Here is a 20624-nt window from a genome sequence, read left to right on the forward strand (position 1 = left end):
CGCCGTCACCGTCCGAGTTCTGGAGCACCTGGCAGTTCGACCCGTTCGCCGCCGCGCTCATCGTCGTCGCGGCGGTCGCGTACGGCTGGTGGGTCGTCACCGCTCGGCGACGCGGCACACGCTGGCCCTGGTGGCGGACGCTGTCGTTCGTGGCGGCACTGGTCCTGTTCGGCATCCTGCAGTTCGGCATCGTCGGTGTCTACGACCAGACGCTCCGATGGGCCTTCGTGCTGCGGCTGGCGCTGCTGTTCTTCGCGGTCCCGACGTTCGCCGCGTTCGCAGCACCGCTCACGCTGCTCCGGACGGGAGGCCCGGCTCGCCTCGCCCACGCAGCCTCCGTGGTCATGGGGTCGCGTCCGGTGCGCGTGCTCGGCAACGCGATCGTCTCGCCGTTGGTCGCGCTGGCGCTCTTCTGCGTGCTGCTCACCCCGTTGTCCGCGGTGATCCGGACGTCCCCGGTGTGGGCGGTCGCGATCACGGTGCTCGTGCCGATGCTGGGGTTCGGCCTGCTGGCACCGCTGTCCGAGGCGGGAGCGCTGCGCTCCTCCACTTTCGTGACGGCGGAGTTCCTGTTGGCGTTCGTGGAGCTCATGCTCGACGCGATCCCGGGCATCGTCATGCGGATCACCGACCACGTGCTCGACCGGGCGACCGTGATGGCATCGGGTCCGGCGTGGTTCCCGTCGCCGCTCCGCGATCAGCACCTGGCCGGCGACCTGCTCTGGTTCATCGCGGAGGTCGCCGACATCCCGGTGCTCATCTCGCTGTTCGTGCGGTGGCAGCGCACCGATCGCCGCGAGGCCCGCGCCGTCGACGCGCTCTCCGACGAGGAGATGGACGAGCTCACGCGGGCGCACTTGTCGCGGCGGGGCTGAGGTGGCGCGGGTGCTCCCGACTCACCCCTTCCCCTGCCGACTCGGAACGACAACGTCGCTGTCGTACGACAACGACGCTGTCGCAACCCCGCGTGCGCAACTGTTGCGCACGCGTGGGAGCGACAGAACCGAGGTCGTACGACAGCGATCCTGTCGTTCGGGGTCGGGCGGACTCGGGGTCGGGAGGGTCTGGCGCGTGCACGCACGCACGACGGAGCCCCCGACCGCTGGGCGATCGGGGGCTCTCGGTCGTGCGGGTCAGGCGTCGGCGTGACGACCGTGGTGGTCGGTCGACGCCAGCTCCTCTTCCGGGCTGGTCGGCGCGGGAGCCGCTGCGTGCGAACCGTGCACGGCGACCGGCTCGACCTCGGCCTCGGGCTGCTTCGCGACCGCACCGGTCTGGGCCCACGCCACGGTCTGCTTCGGCTTGCCGAGGAACAGCGCCGCGACGATCGCGACCACGAGGACCGATGCCGGCAGGATGAGCGACTGGCCCATCGCCTTCGAGAACGGGTCGAGCAGGAACGACGGGAGCGTGCCGACCTGCTGCTCTGCGCCGCCCGCCGACGCCCCGCCCGACTGTGCCGGGAAGTTCGCCGTGATGCGGGCCTCGATCAGTGCGGCGATGCCCGCGGAACCGAGCACCGCGCCGATCTGCCGGGTGGTGTTGTAGACGCCGGAGCCGGCACCGGCCAGGCGCGGCGAGAGGTTGCGCGTCGCGGAGACGGACAGCGGCCCCCACATGCAGGCGTTCGCGATGCCGAGGAGCGCGCTCGGCAGCAGGATGACCTGCCACCCGGCGTTCGCGGCGACGAGTCCGGCGAACCAGAACAGCCCGCCGGAGAAGCACGCGAGACCGAACGCCGCGACCCAGCGCGGGTTCCAGCGGTTCAGGTTCTTGCCGACGAGCGGGGCGAACGCCGCGGAGATCACGGCCATCGGGACCAGGAGCAGTGCCGCCTGGGTCGGGCTGAACTGCTTGACGTCCTGCGCCCACAGCATGAGCGGCAGCGCGAACGAGGAGATCGCGACGCCGACCGCGGTGATGGCGATGTTCGCGAGCGTGAAGTTGCGGTCCTTGAAGAGCCCGAGGGGCAGCAGCGGCTCGGACTTCTGCACGCCCTGCCAGACGACGAAGGCCGCGAGTACGACGATGCCGGCGATGATGAGCGACCAGACCGAGATCGGACCGGTGATGGTGCCCCAGTCGTACGTCTCGCCTTCCTGGATGCCGAAGACGAGCAGGAACATGCCGACCGCGGAGAGCACGATCCCGAGCACGTCGAAGCGGTGCTGGTGTCGGTCGAACGAGGGCACGAGGCGCTGCGCGAGGACGAAGGCCACGACGCCGACGGGGACGTTCACGAAGAAGATCCACTCCCAGCCGAACCCGTCGACGAGCAGTCCGCCCGCGATCGGTCCGACGAGCGAGGCGATCCCGGCGGTCGCACCCCAGAGGCCCATGGCCGCGCCGCGGTTCTGCGGCGGGAACATGCGCGTGATGACGGACATGGTCTGCGGCGTCATCATCGCGGCGCCGAGCCCCTGCACGACGCGGGCGACGATCAGCATCTCGATCGAGCCGGACAGGCCGCACCACAGGCTGGCGAGCGTGAACACGACGAGACCGGTCTGGTAGAGCACCTTCGGGCCGAAGCGGTCACCCAGGCGGCCGGTGATCAGCAGCGGCACGGCGTAGGCGAGCAGGTACGCGCTCGTCACCCAGATGACGGCGTTGATGTCGGCGTCGAGCTTCGCCGCGATGGTGGGGGTGGCGACGGAGACGATGGTCGAGTCGACGAGGATCATGAAGAACCCGACGACGAGGGCCCAGAGCGCTGGCCAGGGCTTCTTCTCGGTCGTGGGCGGGTTCGTTGCGGTGGTCATGCGGAGGGTTCCTTGCTGTGGGGGGAAGTCGTGTCGTCGGGATGGGCCGGGCCGTCCCAGGGGATGTCACCGCTCGCGATGCGTTCGACGGTGGCGGAGAGCCACTCGATCTGCGCGGTGAGCATGGCATGGACGTACGACACGTCCAGCCAGTAGCGCTCTGCCAGTTCACGTTCGTGGACGCGGGCGAGTGCCGTGTCGATGTCGTCGCGCTCGCGTTGGAGGGCGACGACACGGGCCCGCACGGCATCGACCGCCTCCGGGACCGGGAGGTTCTCGAGCTCGGCGAGCGCGAGGTGGAACTCCGGGTACTCGTCCGCGGGTTCCGCCACCATCTGCCGGAGTGCTTCGGCGAGCGCGGTGCGGCCGGCGTCGGTGATGGCGTACGTGGTGCGCTCTGGTCGGTTGCCCTCGCGCTCGGTCCCGACGGCCTCGGCGTAGCCGAGGTCGGTCAGCCGGCCGACCTGGTGGTAGAGGGTGCCCGGCCGGACCTTCACGTTCCGCTCGTCACCGCGGAAGGTCATGGTCTGGAACATCTCGTAGGGGTGCATCGGCCCCTCGTTGAGGAGTCCGAGCGCGGCGAACGCGAGCGGCGTGAGCGACGGCATCCGAGCCTCCTGTCGGTGTTCCATGCGGACTATTCGACTTGGAATATACGCCTTGGAGGAGTTCTCCACAACCCGGTCCGGTGCGCCGCGCGCGCCGCATAGACTGGTCGGGTCCCACCCGACCCCCCGTGCTGGAGTGAACACGTGCCAACGATCGTCGTCGAGGTCATGCCGAAGGCCGAGATCCTCGACCCCCAGGGCAAGGCGGTGGGCAACGCCCTCGCCCGCCTCGGCAAGAACGACCTCACCAACGTCCGCATCGGCAAGCGATTCGAGGTGACCGTCGACGGCCCCGTCGACGACGCCAAGCTCGCCGAGGTCCGCGAGATCGCGGCCGACATCTTCTCGAACGCCGTGATCGAAGACGTCGTCTCGGTCAGCGTCGTCTCGGTCAGTGTCGCCGAGACCACCGTCGCCGACGCGGAGTGACCCCCATGCGCATCGGTGTCATCACGTTCCCCGGTTCGCTCGACGACCGCGACGCCCAGCGCGCGGTCCGTCTCGCCGGAGCCGACCCCGTCGCGCTCTGGCACGGCGACCACGACCTGCAGGGCGTCGACGCCATCGTGCTCCCCGGCGGGTTCTCGTACGGCGACTACCTCCGTGCCGGCGCGATCGCGGCGAAGGCCCCGATCATGGCCGAGGTCATCGACGCCGCCGGCAAGGGCATGCCCGTGCTCGGCATCTGCAACGGGTTCCAGATGCTCGCAGAGGCCCGCCTGGTCCCCGGCGCGCACACGCGCAACGCGCACCAGCAGTTCATCCGTCGCGACCAGAAGCTCCGCGTCGAGAACGCGGACACCGCGTGGACGTCCGGCTTCGCCGCACAGCAGGAGATCACCATCCCGCTGAAGAACGCCGACGGGCGCTTCGTCGCCGACGCCGACGAGATCAAGCGCATCGAGGACAACGGCCAGGTCGTGTTCCGCTACGTCGGAGTGAACCCGAACGGGTCCATCGACGACATCGCGGGCGTCTCGAACGAGCGCGGCAACGTCGTCGGCCTGATGCCCCACCCCGAGCACGCGACGGAGCCCGGGTTCGGCCCGGACACCCACGCGGCGATGGCCTCCGGCACGGACGGCCTCACCTTCTTCACCTCCGTGATCGAGTCGACGCTCGTCAAGTGACGGCACCGACCGACGTGACCGACTCCACTGCAGCAGGGAACGACAACACCGTGACGACCTTCGTGCGCCCCAAGCCCGACACCGTCCAGGACGCCGCCGCGACGCCGGACAAGGACCAGCCGTACGAGGCCCTCGGGCTCAAGGCGGACGAGTACGCCAAGATCCGCGAGATCCTCGGCCGCCGCCCCACCTCTGGTGAGCTGGCGATGTACTCCGTGATGTGGTCGGAGCACTGCTCGTACAAGTCGAGCAAGAACTACCTCAGGCAGTTCGGCAGGAAGGTCACGCCGGAGATGACCGAGAACCTGATGGTCGGCATGGGCGAGAACGCCGGTGTCGTCGACGTGGGCAACGGCTGGGCGGTGACCTTCAAGGTCGAGTCGCACAACCACCCCTCCTACGTGGAGCCCTACCAGGGCGCGGCCACCGGTGTCGGCGGCATCGTCCGCGACATCATCTCGATGGGTGCCCGTCCGGTCGCCGTGATGGACCAGCTCCGCTTCGGCGCCATCGAGCACGAGGACACGGCACGCGTCGTGCACGGCGTCGTCGGTGGCATCTCGTTCTACGGCAACTGCCTCGGCCTGCCGAACATCGGCGGCGAGACCTACTTCGACGCCGTGTACCAGGGAAACCCGCTCGTCAACGCCCTCGCGGTCGGCGTCCTCCGGCACGAGGACCTGCACCTCGCCAACGCCTCGGGTGCCGGCAACAAGGTCGTCCTCTTCGGCGCCCGCACCGGTGGCGACGGCATCGGTGGAGCGTCGATCCTCGCCTCCGACACCTTCACCGAGGGCGGCCCGACCAAGCGTCCGGCGGTCCAGGTCGGCGACCCCTTCGCCGAGAAGGTCCTCATCGAGTGCTGCCTCGAGCTGTTCCAGAAGGAGCTCGTCGAGGGCATCCAGGACCTCGGCGCCGCGGGCATCTCGTGCGCCACGTCCGAACTCGCCAGCAACGGCGACGGCGGCATGCACATCTCGCTCGACGACGTGCTGCTCCGCGACCCCACGCTCACGGCAGAGGAGATCCTCATGTCGGAGAGCCAGGAGCGCATGATGGCGGTCGTCACCCCCGAGAAGCTCGACGCCTTCCTGGCGGTCGTGAACAAGTGGGAGGTCGAGACCAGCGTCCTCGGCGAGGTCACCGGCACGGGGCGCCTCGTCATCGACTGGCAGGGCCAGGAGATCGTCAACGTCGACCCGCGCACCGTCGCCGTCGACGGCCCGGTCTACGACCGCCCGGTCGCCTACCCGACGTGGATCGACGCGCTGCAGGCCGACTCGGCGTCCGCGCTCGACCGCCCGGACACCGGCCCCGCGATCAAGGCCCAGTTCCTGCAGCTCCTCGGCTCGCCGAACCTGTCCTCGAAGAACTGGGTCACCAACCAGTACGACACCTACGTGCTGGGCAACACCGCGCTCTCCTTCCCCGACGACGGCGGCATGATCCGCGTCGACGAGGAGACCGGGCTCGGCGTGGCCGTCGCGACGGACGCCAACGGCCGCTACTGCCAGCTCGACCCGAAGCAGGGCGCCCGTCTGGCCCTCGCCGAGGCGTACCGGAACGTCGCGGTCACCGGCGCGGTCCCGGCCGCCGTCACCGACTGCCTGAACTTCGGCTCCCCGGAGAACCCCGAGGTCATGTGGCAGTTCTCCGAGGCGGTGGAGGGCCTGGCGGACGGCTGCATGGAGCTCGGCATCCCGGTCACCGGCGGCAACGTCTCGTTCTACAACCAGACCGGCACCACCCCGATCCACCCGACCCCGGTCGTCGGTGTCCTCGGGGTCATCGACGACGTCGCCAAGCGCGTCCCGTCCGGCTGGCAGGACGACGGCCACAACATCTACCTGCTCGGCACCACGAGCCTCGAGCTCGACGGCTCGGCCTGGGCCGGCACGGTGCACGGACACCTCGGCGGGCGTCCCCCCGCGGTCGACCTCGGCCGCGAGAAGGCCCTCGCCGAGCTGCTCCGCGCCGCCGCGGACGAGCAGCTGCTCACGAGCGCGCACGACCTGGCGGACGGCGGCCTCGGCCAGTCGCTCGCCGAGTCGGTGCTCCGCTTCGGCGTCGGCGCCCGGGTCGTGCTCGACGAGCTCGAGAGTCGTGACGGTGTCGACACCGCGACGGCACTGTTCTCGGAGTCGACCGGTCGTGTCATCGTGACCGTCCGGCGCGAGGACGACGTCCGCTTCCAGGGTCTCTGCAACGGCCGGGGCTTCCCGGTCCTGCGTATCGGCGTGACCGACGGCACCTCCCAGGCGCTCGAGGTCCAGGGCGCGTTCGATGCTTCCGTGGACGAGCTCCGCGGCACGCACGGCGCGACCCTGCCGACCCGCTTCGGCGACGTGATCGAGGAGACCGTGACCGAGGGCGTCCTCGGCCGCGGCCCGCTGGCGTCCGACGGCACCTTCTCGCCGCGCACCGACGGCTGAGCAGCAGCGTGAGCACCGAGAACGGGAACCGGATCGTCACGCTGCCCTTCGCCGAGCTCGTCGACCGGTTCGGGCCCGTGCCCGACGGCATCGAGCTGGACGTGTGGGACCTCGAAGCGCCGTACCCGCGCGCGGACGAGGTTGCCATCACGTTCCTGCCGTTCTACTTCCAGGGACGGCACCGGTGGCAGTACGTCCACGACCTGCCAAACCTCGAACTGCTGCAGCTGCCGAGCGCCGGGTACGAGCACGCCGTGCCGCACGTGCCCGGCCACGCCCTGCTGGCGAACGGTCGCGGGATCCACGACGACGAGACGGCAGAGCTCGCCGTCGGCCTGGCGCTGACGGCGCTGCGGGAGATCGGGCAGTTCCAGTTCGACCGCGCGAACGGCGTCTGGGATGCCCGGCAGACGCGGTCGCTGGCGGATCGACGCGTGACGGTCGTCGGCTACGGCGCCATCGGCAGCGCGATCGCGACCCGGTTCGAGGCGTTCAGGACCGACGTCACGGTGGTCGCCCGTACCGCCCGCGAGCAGGACGGCCGGCAGGTGCACGCCTTCGGCGAACTGCCGGAGATCGCCAGGACGACCGACGTCCTCGTGCTCATCGCCCCGCTCACCGACGAGACCGAACGGCTCGTCGACGCCGACCTGCTCGCGGCGCTGCCGGACGGTGCGCTCGTGGTCAACGTGGCACGGGGCAAGGTCGTCGACACCGACGCGCTGGTCGCGGAGCTCACGAGCGGTCGACTGTCCGCCGGACTCGACGTCACCGACCCCGAGCCGCTCCCCGAGGGGCACGCGCTCTGGACGACGCCGAACACGGTCCTGACGCCGCACGTCGGTGGCAACACGGACCTCAGCGTGCCGCGGTCGATCGAGCTCATGCGCCGTCAGGTGGCAGCACTGGCCGAGGGCCGCACGTTCGAGAACCTCATCGAGGTCTGAAGCGCGGAGCGAGCGCTACAGCGGGACGATGCAGGCGGGGCTGCCGACGGCGATCTGACCGGCGGGCTCCCCCACCACGCCGTCGTCGCCGAGCGGCAGGACGGCGATCGCGTCGGACATCTGGTTGGCGACGAGCAGGTACCCGGGCACCAGGGCGAAGTGTCGCGGCCAGACACCGCCGCACGACCCTGATCCCACGACGGACAGGCCTCCGTCCGCCGCGGACAGCGTGACGATCAGGTCACGCCCGCGGACGGCGACGAACACGAGACCGGCCTCGTCGACCTCGATGTGGCTGAGGAGGGATTCCCCAACGTCCCCCTCGAACGTCGAGGCCGAGGCGATCACCCGGAACGCGCCGGACTCGTCACGGCGCAGGCGGTGCACCCTGCCGTCGAGCTCGCCGGCGACGATGAGGTCGCCGTCGTACCAGGCCATGTGGCGCGGTCCGACGCCGGGCGCCACGTGGTGCACCCGCACCAGATCCAGCGACAGCGACAGCGACAGCGACAGCGACGCAGACGACGACGCAGACGCAGCCGACGACGCAGACGACCCGGCCGAAGCCCCATGGTCCCCCACCCGGAACTCGTGCAGGGCGTCCCCGCCGAGATCAGCGACGAGCAACGTGCCGTCAGGCGTCGCGACCGACTGGTGGGCGTGCGGCCCCTCCTGCCGGTCCTCGACGGGCCCCGTGACGTCGGGCAGCACCGCGGTCACGACGGCATCGGACGGCACCACGACGGTGTCACCGGCCCCGTGCACCGCCGTCCCGACGACCCCGTCGCTCGCGAGCACGGACGCGGCGAGCGACTCGGCCGCGGCCAGGGACACCGCGGTCACGGTGCCGGTGACGTAGTTCGTGACGACGAGCGCACCGGACGGGTCGACCCGCACGTGGCACGGAGCGTCACCACCGGACGGCGCGTCCCAGAGGTGCTCGAGCGCGCTGCCGGTGCGACGGAACGCGCTGACGGACCCGTCGGCGGTCTCGGACACGGCGTAGACACGGTCACCCGAGACGGCGAGGAAGGACGGGTCGTCGAGCACGGCGACGGTCGACGCCACACCGGACTCGACGAACGAGATCCCGGTCGCGCTCCCGCCCCCTGTTGCCGTGTACGAGCCGACGAGCAGCGGCGGGAGGGCGGGCAGCGGCGGGAGGGCAGGCAGCGGCGGGAGGGCAGGGACCGTCACGCTTCTTCCTCGGCGATCTGCTCGTGATGGTGGATGACCTCGGCCACGATGAAGTTCAGGAACTTCTCCGCGAAGGCCGGGTCGAGGTGCGACTCCGCAGCGAGCGACCGCAGGCGTGCGACCTGGATCTGCTCGCGCGCCGGGTCGGCCGGCGGCATGCCGGCGCTGGCCTTGAGGTACCCGACGCGCTGCGTGTACTTGAAGCGCTCGGCGAGCATGTGGATGACGGCGGCGTCGATGTTGTCGATGCTCTGCCGGATGCTCTGCAGTTCAGCCACGGCCGCTTCGTCGTACTCGCTCATGTCCAGAGCCTAACGGCCGGACCCTGGCCACCAGGTGTCGGTTACGTCGGGAGCGCGAAGCCTGGGACAATGGAGTTCATGTCGGTGCTCCTCGTCATCTCGAGTGTGTTCGCAGTCCTCGCCGGGCTGGTGCACGTGTACATCTTCTTCCTCGAGTCGGTGGCGTGGACCAGCCCCCGCGTGCGGAAGATCTTCGGCATCGCGTCCGACTCCGAGGCCCGGGCGACCAGGTCCCTCGCGTTCAACCAGGGCTTCTACAACCTGTTCCTGGCGATCGGCGCGATCCTCGGTGTCGTCTTCGCGTTCACGGGCAACGGCGCGACGGGCTGGACGCTCATCGTGTTCGCGACCGCGAGCATGCTCGGCGCCGCGGTGGTCCTCGTCGGTACCGGCCGCCGCTACCTCAACTCCGCGTTCGTGCAGGGGGCCTTCCCGCTCATCGCCCTGCTCTTCGCCTTCCTCGGCTCGATGTTCGTCAGCTGATCCGAGCAGCGCCAGGAGCGCAGCACCGGTCCGGCAGACCGCGGGCCGCAACGCACTGGAGGCCCGACTCGCCACGTGCAGACCGCATGCGGTTCTGCAGATGGTGAGTCGGGCCTCCAGTCGGTTCGGCGGCGTCAGCCCAGCTTGGACTCGAACTGGTCCGGCAAGCGCTTGAGCGCCCACTCGATCGCTGCGGTGGTCCCCATCGAGAACGCCGACGACACGTCCTTGTCGTCGAAGACGATGTAGTGACCGGCCTCGACCGACGGGACCTTCTGGAACAGCGGGTCGGACTCGGCAGCGGAGGCCTCGACGTAGATCGGCAGGATCACGGTCAGGTCGGCGTCGAGCAGGTCGAGGTTCTCGTTCGACAGGTGCACCGAGAACTCCTTGCCGGCTTCCTTGTCGATGCGGGACGGGATCGTGAAGCCGAGCTCCTGCATGAACTGCGCGCGGCTGTCGGCCGATGCGTAGGCGCCGAAGCCCTCGGACGTGTACGCACCGATGACGGCGGTCTTGCCCGCGAAGTCCGGGTGGGCCTTGCGCGCGGCGGCGTAGGCGGAGTCGACGCCGGCGAGCAGCTTCTTCCCCTCGGCCTCCTTGCCGAGCGCCTTCGCGATCATCGTGGTCTGCTGCTTCGTCGACGCCAGGTAGTTCGACGCACCCTTCGGGATCGCGACGGTCGGCGCGATCGCGGACAGCTTGTCGTACCGGTCCTTGTCGCCGGAGGACTTCACGTCGAGGATCACGTCCGGCTTGAGCTTGAGGATGTCCTCGTAGCTCGGCTCGAGCGTGTTGATGATCTTCGGGGACTTGTCGTACGCACCCTTGAGCCAGGGCCCGACACCGTCGCCACCGAACGCCAGCCAGTCGCTCGCGCCGACCGGCTGCACCCCGAGTTCGAGCGCCGTCTCCGCGTCACCCCAGCCGAGGGCGACGACGCGCTTCGGCTGGGACTTGATCGTCGTCGTGCCGAGCCCGGTCGTGATCGACACCGGGAAGGCGCCGTCGCCGGCCGAAGCGGAGGAGGACGAGTCGGACGGGCTGCCGCCAGCGCATCCGGCGAGGACGAGCGAGGCGGCCACGACGGCACCGGCCGCGGCGAGCACGCGACGGAAGCGCTGCTTGGGGAGGGAGGATCGGATCACGTAGGTAAGGCTACCCTAATACCGGGCGACACTAGGCTGGCGATGTGGCTCTCTCGTTCCCCGACCCCGCCCGCACGCACCTCGCCGTACTCGGCTCGCCGATCGCGCACTCGCTCTCGCCCACGTTGCACACAGCGGCCTACGACGTGCTCGGGGTGCCGTTCACGTACGGGAGGCACGAGGTCGCCTCCGGCGGACTGGACGCGTTCGTCGCGGGGCTGGGGCCGGAGCAGCGCGGGCTCAGCCTGACGATGCCGCTGAAGCGCGAGGTCCTGCCGATGCTCGATCGCACGACGGCGCTCGTGGACGAGCTCGGGGTGGCGAACACCCTGGCGTTCCGGGACGAGGGCGGCCGGGTCGTCCGCGCGGGTGCGAACACCGACGTCGAGGGGATCGTCCGCCCGGTCGAGGCGCTCGGGCACGTCCCCGGCGAGGCCACGATCCTCGGCGGCGGTGCCACCGCTGCGAGTGCGCTCACCGCGTCGTTGCGACTCGGCGCCCGGCTCGTGCGGGTGTTCCTCCGCGACACGACGAAGGCGCGGGATCTCGTGGGCCTCGCCACGCGACTCGGCGTCTCGCTCGAGGTCCATCCCCTGGCGGACCTCGAGCAGGCGGGACCGCTCGGCTTCGTCGTCTCGACGCTCCCGGGTGGTGCCGCGGATTCGTTGCCGCTCGCGCCGTCCGGCCCCGATGCGCTGCTGTTCGACGTGGCGTACGAGCCGTGGCCGACCGCTGCCGCGTCACGCTGGGAGGCAGCAGGTGGTCGCGTGCTGAACGGCCTCGACATGCTGACCGAACAGGCCATCGGTCAGATCCGGTTCTTCCTGACCAGGGACGAGGACGAGCTCCTGCCGTCCGAGGCACTCGTCCGGCGTGCGATGCGCGTGTCCGTCGGCCTGCCGGAGACGATCGGGGCTTAGCCCGCGGCGACCACGCCGTCCACGTAGAACCAGCGCCCCTGCTCGCGGACGAAGTCGCTCGTCTCCTCGAGCGTGCCACGCTCGGTGTCGGTCCGCCACCACGCGCGGAACGTGACCTGCCCAGCGGAGTCGAACGGGCCTCCATCCCGGGTCGACAGGATGTCGAGCCTGGTCCACCGCTGGTCCTCGTCGAGCTCGAGCGATGCCGGACGCGTGCTCGGGTGCCACGACAGGAGCAGGTACTCCGGCAGCCCGAGCGCGAACGCCGAGAACCGCGACCGCATGAGCCGCTCGGCCGTCGGCGCTGCGGCACCCGCGTGCAGGGGCCCGCAGCACTCGCCGTACGGGTTGCCGCTCAGGCAGGGGCAGCGCGAGGGCGCGTCCATGTCAGTCGACGAGGGAGAGCGTCACGGTGATGTTGCCGCGGGTGGCGTTCGAGTACGGGCAGATCTCGTGCGCCCGCTCCGCCAGTCGCTGCCGCGAGGCACCGTCGACGGCCGGCGCGTAGATGTCGAGCTCCACCGCGAGCCCGAACCCGCCGTTCCCGTTCCCGCCGATGCCGACCTCGGCCGAGACCTCGGCGTCCGTGGTGTCGAGCGACAGCTCGCGACCGGCCGCGTGCAGCGCCCCGAGGAAGCACGCGGCGTACCCGGCGGCGAAGAGCTGCTCCGGGTTGGTGCCCTCGCCGCTGCCGCCCATCTCCTTCGGCGGTCGGGTGTCCAGGTCGAGCCGGTCGTCCTCGCTGCGGACGTGGCCGTCGCGGCCGCCCCCGGAGGCGTGGGCGACGGCGGTGTAGACGATGTCGAGACTCATGGCAGCAGGTGACCGCTCCAGTCTGGACGATTCCTGACGAGCGGCTCCACTCCGGGGACCGCACCCGTCGCGATCGCGCCGCCTCGGGCGTGTCCGAGCGATCCTCGGGGACACCGAGTAGAACGGGCGGCGTGTTCCGACTCGGATGGCAGGCCTACCGCACCCACTTCGGTGACGCCGTGTCCGTCGTCAAGGTCCGTCGCGCGCTCGTGCTCGGTGCCGTCGTCACGGTCGTCGCCGCCGCGGTGATGACCGGGCTCGACCTCGCGTTCGACTGGACGGGTCCCGGTGCCGGTCGACCGGCGCTGGCTGTTGCGCTGCTGTCCCTCGGCGTCGGACTCGTCGCCGTCGCCTGCTGCCCGATCGGCCGGCCGCTCGACCCCGCCGCGACGATCAACGGCCGGCAGGTCCGACCGGACACCGCCCGCACGGTCCGCGGCAGCGTGCAGCGGTACCTCGTGCGGACCATGCCCGCGATGCGGCCGGAGGACCGGGAGGCGGTGCTCACCGACACGCTTCTGTACCGCCGCGGCGTCATCAAGGACGTCACCCAGTGGACCCCGCTCGTCGTCGGTGGCCTGCTCGCGAGCCTCACCGCACTGCTCCTCGGGACGTTCTCCCGGTTCATCCCGGTCTGGTTCGTCGTCTACGCGAGCAACATCGTCACGTGGCTCCACCGTCTGGGGCGGGCCGAGCATGCGCGGCTGGTCGCCGAGACGCTCGACCCGGTCCGCGAGTCCGCATGAGCCCGTACTCCCTCGGATGGTCCGTCTTCCGAGCGAACATCGATCGGGCGATCCCCGCGGAACGCCGCCGCCGGATGGTGCTCGTCGGCGTGCTGACCGCCGTGGCCGCCGCCGCCGTGCTCGTCGTCGTCGGCTCGGTCGCACCGTGGCCGGACCTCCACGGCCCGGCCGCCTGGGTCGGTGCAGCGCTCCTCGCCCTCGCGGCCGGTGCCGTCGGCGTGACAGTCGTCCCGCTCCGACCCCGAGCGGCCGACGGCACGCGCCTGTACTGGTCGGGGTCGCAGATGGCGGCGCCGGACCCGATCGAGCGGTACTTCCGCGCGAAGGACGCCCCGACGATCGATCCGCGTGACCGGGACGACGTCCTCCGTGACGCCGAGGCGGTGCGCGCCGGGATGGTGCCCGAGGTGTTCCGCGGACTGGCCCTCGCGGCGGTGGCGGTGCTCGTGTTCGGGGCGCTCCTCCTGCTCCACGCTGCTGCGGTCTTCCCCGTCTGGCTCGGGATCCTCGTCGCAGCCCGGACCGTGGCGAACGTCATCAGGCTCGGCAGGGTGGAGCGGGCCAGGGCCCTCGCGGCGACCCTCCCCGACGTTCCTCCCGCGGCGACGCACTCCGGCGAGCGCCGACGCACCCCGAACGGCTCGAAGATCCGCCTCCCCGGCGACTGACGTCCGCGGGCGCGGGCATCGAGGGCGGGGCGGGCGCACTGTCGGGGGCGCGGGGCAGGCTGGGCGCATGTGTGGCCGCTTCGTCGTCTCCGACACCACCGCCGACCTGCTCCCCGAGCTCATCGGTGAACTCGCCGATCGCACGGAACACGTCGACGAGGACACGGGCGTCGTCGGCACCGGGCTCGTCCCGAGCTGGAACGTCGCACCGACCGACCCGGTGTTCGCGGTCCGGCAGCGCCACGGCGAGCGCGAACTCCCGCAGATCAGCTGGGGCTTCGTGCCGAGCTGGGCGAAGGACTTCGTCAAGCAGCGCCCGAAGCCGATCAACGCCCGGATCGAGACCGTGGCGACGAGCGGCATGTTCAAGCGGGCGTTCGCCACGAACCGGTGCATCGTCCCCGCGCAGGGCTACTACGAGTGGGTCGTGCGCGACGACGGCAAGGAACCCCACTTCGTGCACGAACCCGGCGGCGCGCTGGCGATGGCCGGTGTCGTGAGCGCGTGGCCAGACCCGACCAAGCCCGAGGGTGACCCGGACAAGTGGAAGCTCTCGCTGGCGATCATCACGCGGGACGCCCACGTGGCTCCTGGCGAGGTCCACGACCGCATGCCGGCGTTCCTCACGCCCGACGGCTACGACGACTGGCTCGGCGGCGACCTGCACACCGACGACCTGCTGTCCCTGCTCGACCACGAGTCGCTCGCGGTCGCGGCGGGCCTCGAGCAGTACGAGGTCTCGCGCACGGTCAACAGCGTCAAGAACAACGGCCCGGAGCTCATCGAGCCGGTCGCATGACCGCACCCGTCGCGCCCGGCGCGACCACGGACCACGGACGGGAGGCCCGGATCACGTCCGCCGTGTGGCGGACGTGATCCGGGCCTCCTGTCCGGTACGTCAGTCGGTTCCGCGGATCCGGCGGCGGACGATCAGCAGGACACCGGCCAGCAGCAGCGCGAGCGCTGCGAGCGACAGCCCGACCAGGCCGGTGGTGCCCGTGAAGGCGAGCTCGGCTGCGTGGACCTTCGCCGCGAGTCCGACCGGGTAGACCACGGTGATCGTCGCGAGGACCTGCTGGCCGTCGCTGTCGACGATGCTGTAGCCGACCTGCACGGTGCCGGTGAAGCCGTCCACCGGTGTGAAGAGGACCTTGCCGTCCCGGATCGTCCAGGTGCCCTTGCCGTCGACCGTGATGCTGTCGACGAGCGCGCCCTTCGGGTCGACCAGGTGGAGCGTGCCGCGGTCGAACGTCGCTCCGCTGGTCGGCGTGTCGTTCGTGAGCGGGTCGATCGTCACCGGCTGGTTCGCCGTGCCGGTTGCCTTGTCGTCGGTCGCGACGGCGTGGGCGAGGACGGTGATGGTCGTCGTCACGGTGGTCGTCTGCCCGCTCTCGTCCGTCACGATGGCCGTGAAGGAGTCGACCCCGGTGAAGCCGGCGGCCGGGGTGTAGACCCAGGAGCCGTCCTTCTGCAGGGTGACGGTGCCGTGCGCAGGCTTCCGGTCGACCTTCGCCCAGAGTGCCACGCCGTCCGATCCGGCGAGCACACCGTGCGCACCGTCACGGCCGACCGCGGTGCCGGCCATGGTGGTCGCCTTGCCGTCCTTGGCCATGATGCCCACCGTGATGGTCACCGTCGCGCTGGTGCGCTGCCCGGAGGCGTCCTGCACCGTGTAGGTGACGTGGTCGGTGCCGGAGAAACCGGCGGCCGGGGTGTAGACGAACGTGCCGTCGGCGGCGATCGTCACGGTGCCGTGCTCCGGGGTGCCGGAGCCGACGACCGTGAGCTTCGTGCCGTGGTCGTTGCCGAGGACGCCGGGGCCCGTGACGGTGACGGTCTTGCCGGCCGGGGTGCTGGTCTCGTCGTCACCCGCGGTCGGGGTGACCGTGATCGTCACGACACCCGTGGCGGTGTTGCCGCCGGTGTCCGTCGCCGTGTAGGTGAAGGTGTCCGTGCCCGACCAGTCCTTCGTCGGCGTGTAGGTGTAGCCACCCTTCGTGCCCAACTCGACGTCGCCGTGTGCCGGCTTCCGGTCGGTCTTCGCGGTCAAGCCGGCTCCGAGGTCGTTGCCGAGGACGCCGTTCGCCGTGGTCACCGTGAGCGTGCCGTTCGTCGTGGTCGCCCCGGAGTCCGGCATGGCGACCGCACCGACGATCACGATGACCGTCGAGGTCGTCGTCTGGCCGCTGCTGTCGGTGGCCGTGTACGTGAACTCGTCCGTGCCGGAGAAGCCGGGGGTCGGCGTGTAGACGAGGCCGCCGTCGGTGCCGGTGGTCACGTCGCCGTGCGCCGCGTCGCCGTGGCCGGTGACGGTGAGGCCGGAGCCGTTGTCGTTGGCCGTCAGCGTGGCGCTCGCGATCGGCAGCGGGGTGCCGGCCGGTGTCGTGACGAGGTCCTGCTTCGCGGTCGGCGACACGGTCACCGTGACCGTCGTGGGCTGCGTGCTGCCGCCCGTCGGGTCCTTCGCCGTGTAGGTGAACGTGTCCGTTCCGGAGAAGCCGTCCTCCGGCGTGTACGTCACCGTGCCGGGGCCGGTGATGACGACGGTGCCGTTCGTGCCGTTCGTGACGGTCGCCACGGTGAGCGTCGTGCCCGAGTCGTTCTTCGTGACCGGGATGTCGACCGGGGTGGAGGCCGGGGTCGAGGCGACGTCGGCGATGCCCTTCGGCAGCACGGTGATCGTCACAGTGCCGGTCGTCGTGTTGCCGTCCTTGTCCTTCACCGTGTAGTCGAACGAGTCCGGACCGGAGTAGCCGGGCTTCGGCGTGTAGGTGTAGCCGCCCTGCTCGCCGACCGTGGCGGCGCCGTGCTCCGGCTGCGTGTTGTCGGTGACCTCGAGGCCGGTGCCGTCGGAGTCCTTCAGGACGCCGTCCTCGTCGGAGACCGTGACGGGCTCGTCGGTGGTGGCCGAACCGGTGCTCGCCGCGACGACCGGGGTCACGGTGACGGTGACGGTGCCGGTGCCCTGGTTGCCGTGGGCGTCGACGACCGTGTAGGTGAAGGTGTCCGTGCCGGAGAACCCGGCGTGCGGCGTGTAGGTGACGGTGCCGTCGTCGGCGACCGAGAGGTCACCGCTGGCAGCGCCCTGGGCGCCGATGACCTGCAGGCCGTCGCCGTGGTCGTTCTTCGTCAGCTCGCCGGAGGTCACGGAGACGGGCTGGGCCGCCTTCGTCGAGATCGCGTCCTTCTCGGTGCCCGGGACCACCGTGATGGTGACCGTGCCCGTGGAGGTCCGGCCGGAGCCGTCCGTCAGCGTGTACGTGAAGGTGTCGGTCCCGGAGAAGCCGTCGTGGGGCGTGTACGTGTACGACCCGTCGATCGCGAGGTCCAGGTCGCCGTTCGTCGGCTCCTGGTCGACCGCGGCCTGCTTGCCCGTGCCCTTGTCGTTCGCGAGCACACCGTCGTCCTTCGACACGGTCAGGGTCTGGCCGGCCGTCGCGGTCGCGGTGTCCGGCGTGGCGGTCGGACCGACCACGATCGTGACGACGCCCGTGCTCTTCTGGCCGGAGGCGTCCGTGACCTCGTAGGGCACGGTGTCGGTGCCGGAGAAGCCGTCCTTCGGTGTGTAGGTCACGGCGCCGGTGGTCGGGTCGACCGCGACGTCGCTGTTCCCCGTGCTCGTCGCACCGGTCACCTGGAGCGTCGAGCCGGCGTCGTTGCGGGTCAGGTCGGCCGCCGGGATGGTCAGAGAGTCGCCGGCCTTCGTGCTCGCCGTGTCCGGGTTCGCGACCGGTGTGACCGAGACGGTGACCGTCGCCGGCTGCGAGGTGTGCCCGGAGCCGTCCGTCACCGTGTAGGTGAACGTGTCGGAGCCCGAGAAGCCGGTCGCCGGCGTGTACTGCACGGTGCCGTCGGGCTGCACGACGGCGGTGCCGTTCGTGGGGGTCGTCACGACGGTGGTCGCGAGGCCCTTCCCGTGGTCGTTGTGCTGCACATCGACCGTCACCGGGGTGTTCGCCGGCGTGGTCGCGATGTCGTCGGTCGCGGTCGGGGTGACCGTGACGCGCACGGTGGCGGTCGTCGGGTTCCCGGCCGTGTCCGTCGCCGTGTAGGTGAAGGAGTCCGAGCCCGAGAAGCCGTCGTTCGGGGTGTACGAGTACCTCCCCGTCGCCTTGTCCACGGTCAACGTGCCGTTCTTCGGCGCGGTGGTGCTCGTGATGGTCAGGCCGGTGCCGAGGTCGTTACCGAGCAGGCCGGTCTCGCGGGTGGTCGTGGTGGCCGTGGAGCCCGCACCGACGGTGATGGTGTCGTCGACGGCCTTCGGCAGGACGGTCACCGTGACCGTCACGGTGTCGGACTTCCCCGCGCCGTTCGCATCGGTGACGGTGTAGTCGAAGGAGTCCTGGCCGGAGTACCCGGTGGTGGGCGTGTACGTGTACGAGCCGTCCGCGTTCACGGTGACGTCACCGTGCGCGGGCGTCGTGTTCCCGGTGACGACCAGGCCGGAGCCGAGGTCGTTGCCGAGCAGGCCGGGGGCGGTCGCGCTCGTCGAGGAACCGGAGGTCGCGGTGATCGTCTCGGTCTTCGCGGTCGGCAGGACCGTGATCGTCACGGTGCCCGTGATGGTCGAGCCCGCGGTGTCCTTCGCCGTGTAGGTGAACGAGTCCCGGCCCGAGAAGCCCGCCTTGGGCGTGTACGAGTAGGTGCCGTCCGTGTTCAGCGTCAGGGTGCCGTTCGTCGGGTCGGTGTGGTTCGTGACCGTCAGGCCGGTGCCGCGGTCGTTGCCGAGGACGCCGGTCTGCTTCGTCGTGGTGGTCGCGGTCGAGCCGGCGTGCACGCTGAACGCGTCGTCGACGGCCTTCGGCGCGACGGTGATCGTCACGGTGCTCGTCGAGGTCCGGCCACCGCCGTCCGTCGCGGTGTAGGTGAACTGGTCCGTGCCGGAGAAGCCGTCGTTCGGGACGTACGAGAAGCTCCCGTCCTTCGCGGTCATCGTGAGCGTGCCGTTCGCGGGGTCGGTGTGGCTCGTGACCGAGAGGCCGTCGCCCGTGTCGTTCGCGAGGACACCGGGGGCCGCGACGTCGAGCTTCGTGTCCACCGCGGTGGAGTAGGTGTCCGCCGCCGTCGCGACGTGGACGCGCTGCAGCACGTTGGCGAAGGTCACGACGACGTCGGTGCCGTCGGAGGAGGTGGCGGCCGGGAAGGTGAAGGTCGCATTGTTCCCGGTGCCCTTCGCGACCTCGGCGCCGCTGTTGACGTTCACCGCCCGCCACGTGGTGGCGTAGTTCGCCAGGTTCGTGGTGCCCGCGGCGGTCTGGGTGACGGTGTAGTCCTTGCCCGGCGTGGTGAGCACGGCGCCGGCCTGCTGGTCCTGCACGCCGTTCTTCGAGCCGCTGGTCGTCGCGGTGGTGCCGCTGTTCGTCGAGGAGACGCCGCCGCCGGTGATGGCGAGGCCGAACTGGTCGCCGGAGTTCCACCGGTCGTCGACGCTCGAGGCGCCGGTCACCGTGTCGGCGTAGTTGCAGGTCGCGAGGTCGGTCGCTCGGAAGGAGGCGTTGACGGTGAAGTTCCTGACCTCCTTACCGGTGGTCGGGTCGAGCTGGTACAGCACCGTGGTGGTCGTGTTCGGCGAGTTCGACAGGTAGAGGTAGCCGTCGGACGAGAACGCGATGCCGGGGCTGTTCGTGCCGTTCGGCAGTGTCGCGATGGCCGTCGTCGTGAGCGACGTCGTTCCGGCCGTCGTCGGCAGCGTGGGGGTGTTCACGCGGTAGACGGTGTCGGCCGCGACGACGAACAGCAGACCGCGCGAGCTGAAGGCGAAGTCGCCGTTGCCGGACTTGATCCCGCCGGCCTGACCGACCGGGATCTGACCGACCTGACCGATGTTCTTGCCGGTGTTCGGGTCGTAGGCGCCGAGCCAGCCCGTGTCGCTGCCGTAGTAGTAGATGCCCGTCGTCGGGTCGACCGCTCCACGGAGGATGTTCCGGGTCGAGTCGGTCTGCACCGTCTTCGTGACCGCAGCGGTGCCATCAGCCTTGGCGGGGACGTACTCCTTGAGGGTGTTGTTCTGCCCGTTGGACGTGGCGTACATCTTCAGGCCCTCGCGGGAGATGCCGAGGCCGTTGTTCGCGTCAGTGCCGAGGCTCGTGACGTCGGCCGTCGTCCCTGCGGTCGACGTCCCGTCCGCCGCGGGCTTCGTCACGTCGATCGCGATGACCTTGCCGGTCGCGTCCGTCGCGTAGACCGTGTTCTGGTCGCAGATGAACGCGCCGTTGGACGTCGCCGTGACGGCCGATGCGGGAGCAGCAGTCAGGACCGCGGTCGTCGCGGTGATCCCGGCGCCCACGAGGAGCGTGGCGCCGAGCATGGCGACGAGTCGGAGTCCCTGACGGGCTCTGGGCACACGGGTGTCCTGGGGATGGCGCATCGGTCTCTTTCGGGTCGGGACGTGCTCGGCCGAGGACGCGCGCAGGGGTCCTGGTGGTGAACCCCGAGCGTCCTTCGGCTTGCTCCGATCCTGGCAGTTGT

Annotated in this window: 18 protein-coding genes; 10 read left to right on the top strand and 8 right to left on the bottom strand. The window is 70.6% G+C overall.

What is annotated here, in order from left to right; genetic code table 11:
* The first annotated feature begins 59 nt into the window (after positions 1–59).
* Entirely contained in the window at positions 60–875 is an 816-nt protein-coding gene (locus ACEN9V_RS08345; protein WP_413603043.1) for a cytochrome c oxidase assembly protein, read from the top strand.
* Positions 876–1133: 258 nt separating this feature from the next.
* Here the strand turns inward: ACEN9V_RS08345 and ACEN9V_RS08350 are convergent, their stop codons facing one another.
* Entirely contained in the window at positions 1134–2762 is a 1629-nt protein-coding gene (locus ACEN9V_RS08350) for a DHA2 family efflux MFS transporter permease subunit (protein WP_413602854.1), read from the bottom strand.
* A complete protein-coding gene (locus tag ACEN9V_RS08355; protein ID WP_413602855.1) occupies positions 2759–3394 on the bottom strand; it encodes a PadR family transcriptional regulator in 636 nt (211 codons plus the stop codon). The genes ACEN9V_RS08350 and ACEN9V_RS08355 overlap by 4 nt, the downstream gene beginning before the upstream one ends.
* Before the next feature lie 120 nt (positions 3395–3514).
* Between ACEN9V_RS08355 and purS the strand changes: the two genes are divergently transcribed.
* The 4 genes from purS to ACEN9V_RS08375 are packed head-to-tail and all read left to right on the top strand — an operon-like array spanning position 3515 to position 7879.
* Positions 3515–3799: a phosphoribosylformylglycinamidine synthase subunit PurS gene (gene purS, locus ACEN9V_RS08360; RefSeq protein ID WP_413602856.1), complete on the top strand. Its 285-nt coding sequence runs from the start codon at positions 3515–3517 to the stop codon at positions 3797–3799.
* A gap of 5 nt (positions 3800–3804) precedes the next feature.
* Positions 3805–4500, top strand: a complete 696-nt coding sequence (gene purQ, locus ACEN9V_RS08365) for a phosphoribosylformylglycinamidine synthase subunit PurQ (protein ID WP_413602857.1) — start codon at positions 3805–3807, stop codon at positions 4498–4500.
* Between the two features lie 50 nt (positions 4501–4550).
* Positions 4551–6932, top strand: coding sequence for a phosphoribosylformylglycinamidine synthase subunit PurL (gene purL, locus ACEN9V_RS08370; RefSeq protein ID WP_413603044.1), 2382 nt, complete (start codon positions 4551–4553; stop codon positions 6930–6932).
* Between the two features lie 8 nt (positions 6933–6940).
* Positions 6941–7879, top strand: a complete 939-nt coding sequence (locus tag ACEN9V_RS08375) for a 2-hydroxyacid dehydrogenase (protein WP_413602858.1) — start codon at positions 6941–6943, stop codon at positions 7877–7879.
* A gap of 15 nt (positions 7880–7894) precedes the next feature.
* Here ACEN9V_RS08375 and ACEN9V_RS08380 read toward each other — a convergent pair whose 3' ends face one another.
* Together ACEN9V_RS08380 and ACEN9V_RS08385 are read right to left on the bottom strand one after the other, a co-directional pair.
* Complete coding sequence (locus ACEN9V_RS08380) at positions 7895–9076, bottom strand: lactonase family protein (protein WP_413602859.1); 1182 nt, start codon at positions 9074–9076, stop codon at positions 7895–7897.
* The gene (locus ACEN9V_RS08385; RefSeq protein ID WP_413602860.1) at positions 9073–9378 is read right to left on the bottom strand and encodes a chorismate mutase; all 306 of its coding nucleotides are present in this window, start codon (positions 9376–9378) and stop codon (positions 9073–9075) included. Before ACEN9V_RS08385 ends, ACEN9V_RS08380 begins: the two co-directional genes overlap by 4 nt.
* A gap of 69 nt (positions 9379–9447) precedes the next feature.
* Between ACEN9V_RS08385 and ACEN9V_RS08390 the strand changes: the two genes are divergently transcribed.
* Positions 9448–9861 carry a DUF1304 domain-containing protein gene (locus ACEN9V_RS08390; RefSeq protein WP_413602861.1) on the top strand — a complete coding sequence of 138 codons (414 nt, stop codon included), beginning with the start codon at positions 9448–9450 and terminating at the stop codon, positions 9859–9861.
* A 134-nt stretch (positions 9862–9995) separates the two neighbouring features.
* Here ACEN9V_RS08390 and ACEN9V_RS08395 read toward each other — a convergent pair whose 3' ends face one another.
* Positions 9996–11009 (bottom strand): iron-siderophore ABC transporter substrate-binding protein, encoded by a 1014-nt coding sequence (locus tag ACEN9V_RS08395; protein WP_413602862.1) that lies wholly within the window; start codon positions 11007–11009, stop codon positions 9996–9998.
* Positions 11010–11053: 44 nt separating this feature from the next.
* Here ACEN9V_RS08395 and ACEN9V_RS08400 point away from each other — a divergent pair, with 44 nt between their 5' ends.
* Positions 11054–11929, top strand: coding sequence for a shikimate dehydrogenase family protein (locus ACEN9V_RS08400; RefSeq protein ID WP_413602863.1), 876 nt, complete (start codon positions 11054–11056; stop codon positions 11927–11929).
* On the opposite strand, the gene ACEN9V_RS08405 is transcribed toward ACEN9V_RS08400, so the two are convergent.
* Complete coding sequence (locus ACEN9V_RS08405; RefSeq protein WP_413602864.1) at positions 11926–12315, bottom strand: YchJ family protein; 390 nt, start codon at positions 12313–12315, stop codon at positions 11926–11928. The genes ACEN9V_RS08400 and ACEN9V_RS08405 overlap by 4 nt on opposite strands.
* 1 nt (position 12316) lies before the next feature.
* Complete coding sequence (locus ACEN9V_RS08410; protein WP_402728105.1) at positions 12317–12742, bottom strand: organic hydroperoxide resistance protein; 426 nt, start codon at positions 12740–12742, stop codon at positions 12317–12319.
* Positions 12743–12873: 131 nt separating this feature from the next.
* Between ACEN9V_RS08410 and ACEN9V_RS08415 the strand changes: the two genes are divergently transcribed.
* From ACEN9V_RS08415 to ACEN9V_RS08425, 3 genes are all read left to right on the top strand, one after another.
* Complete coding sequence (locus ACEN9V_RS08415) at positions 12874–13488, top strand: hypothetical protein (RefSeq protein ID WP_413602865.1); 615 nt, start codon at positions 12874–12876, stop codon at positions 13486–13488.
* Positions 13485–14156, top strand: a complete 672-nt coding sequence (locus ACEN9V_RS08420; protein ID WP_413602866.1) for a hypothetical protein — start codon at positions 13485–13487, stop codon at positions 14154–14156. Before ACEN9V_RS08415 ends, ACEN9V_RS08420 begins: the two co-directional genes overlap by 4 nt.
* A gap of 67 nt (positions 14157–14223) precedes the next feature.
* Positions 14224–14955 carry an SOS response-associated peptidase gene (locus tag ACEN9V_RS08425; RefSeq protein WP_413602867.1) on the top strand — a complete coding sequence of 244 codons (732 nt, stop codon included), beginning with the start codon at positions 14224–14226 and terminating at the stop codon, positions 14953–14955.
* A 99-nt stretch (positions 14956–15054) separates the two neighbouring features.
* Here the strand turns inward: ACEN9V_RS08425 and ACEN9V_RS08430 are convergent, their stop codons facing one another.
* Positions 15055–20499: a beta strand repeat-containing protein gene (locus ACEN9V_RS08430; protein WP_413602868.1), complete on the bottom strand. Its 5445-nt coding sequence runs from the start codon at positions 20497–20499 to the stop codon at positions 15055–15057.
* Positions 20500–20624 lie beyond the last annotated feature (125 nt).

Origin of the sequence: Curtobacterium sp. Curtsp57 (assembly GCF_047324335.1) — a bacterium.
Classification (GTDB): domain Bacteria; phylum Actinomycetota; class Actinomycetes; order Actinomycetales; family Microbacteriaceae; genus Curtobacterium.

Coding starts and splice junctions, on each gene's coding strand:
- ACEN9V_RS08410 (WP_402728105.1), bottom strand. CDS start 12,742: ATGAGTCTCGACATCGTCTACACCGCCGTCGCCCACGCCTCCGGGGGC.
- ACEN9V_RS08425 (WP_413602867.1), top strand. CDS start 14,224: ATGTGTGGCCGCTTCGTCGTCTCCGACACCACCGCCGACCTGCTCCCC.
- ACEN9V_RS08390 (WP_413602861.1), top strand. CDS start 9,448: ATGGAGTTCATGTCGGTGCTCCTCGTCATCTCGAGTGTGTTCGCAGTC.
- ACEN9V_RS08420 (WP_413602866.1), top strand. CDS start 13,485: ATGAGCCCGTACTCCCTCGGATGGTCCGTCTTCCGAGCGAACATCGAT.
- purQ (WP_413602857.1), top strand. CDS start 3,805: ATGCGCATCGGTGTCATCACGTTCCCCGGTTCGCTCGACGACCGCGAC.
- ACEN9V_RS08405 (WP_413602864.1), bottom strand. CDS start 12,315: ATGGACGCGCCCTCGCGCTGCCCCTGCCTGAGCGGCAACCCGTACGGC.
- ACEN9V_RS08385 (WP_413602860.1), bottom strand. CDS start 9,378: ATGAGCGAGTACGACGAAGCGGCCGTGGCTGAACTGCAGAGCATCCGG.
- ACEN9V_RS08355 (WP_413602855.1), bottom strand. CDS start 3,394: ATGGAACACCGACAGGAGGCTCGGATGCCGTCGCTCACGCCGCTCGCG.
- ACEN9V_RS08350 (WP_413602854.1), bottom strand. CDS start 2,762: ATGACCACCGCAACGAACCCGCCCACGACCGAGAAGAAGCCCTGGCCA.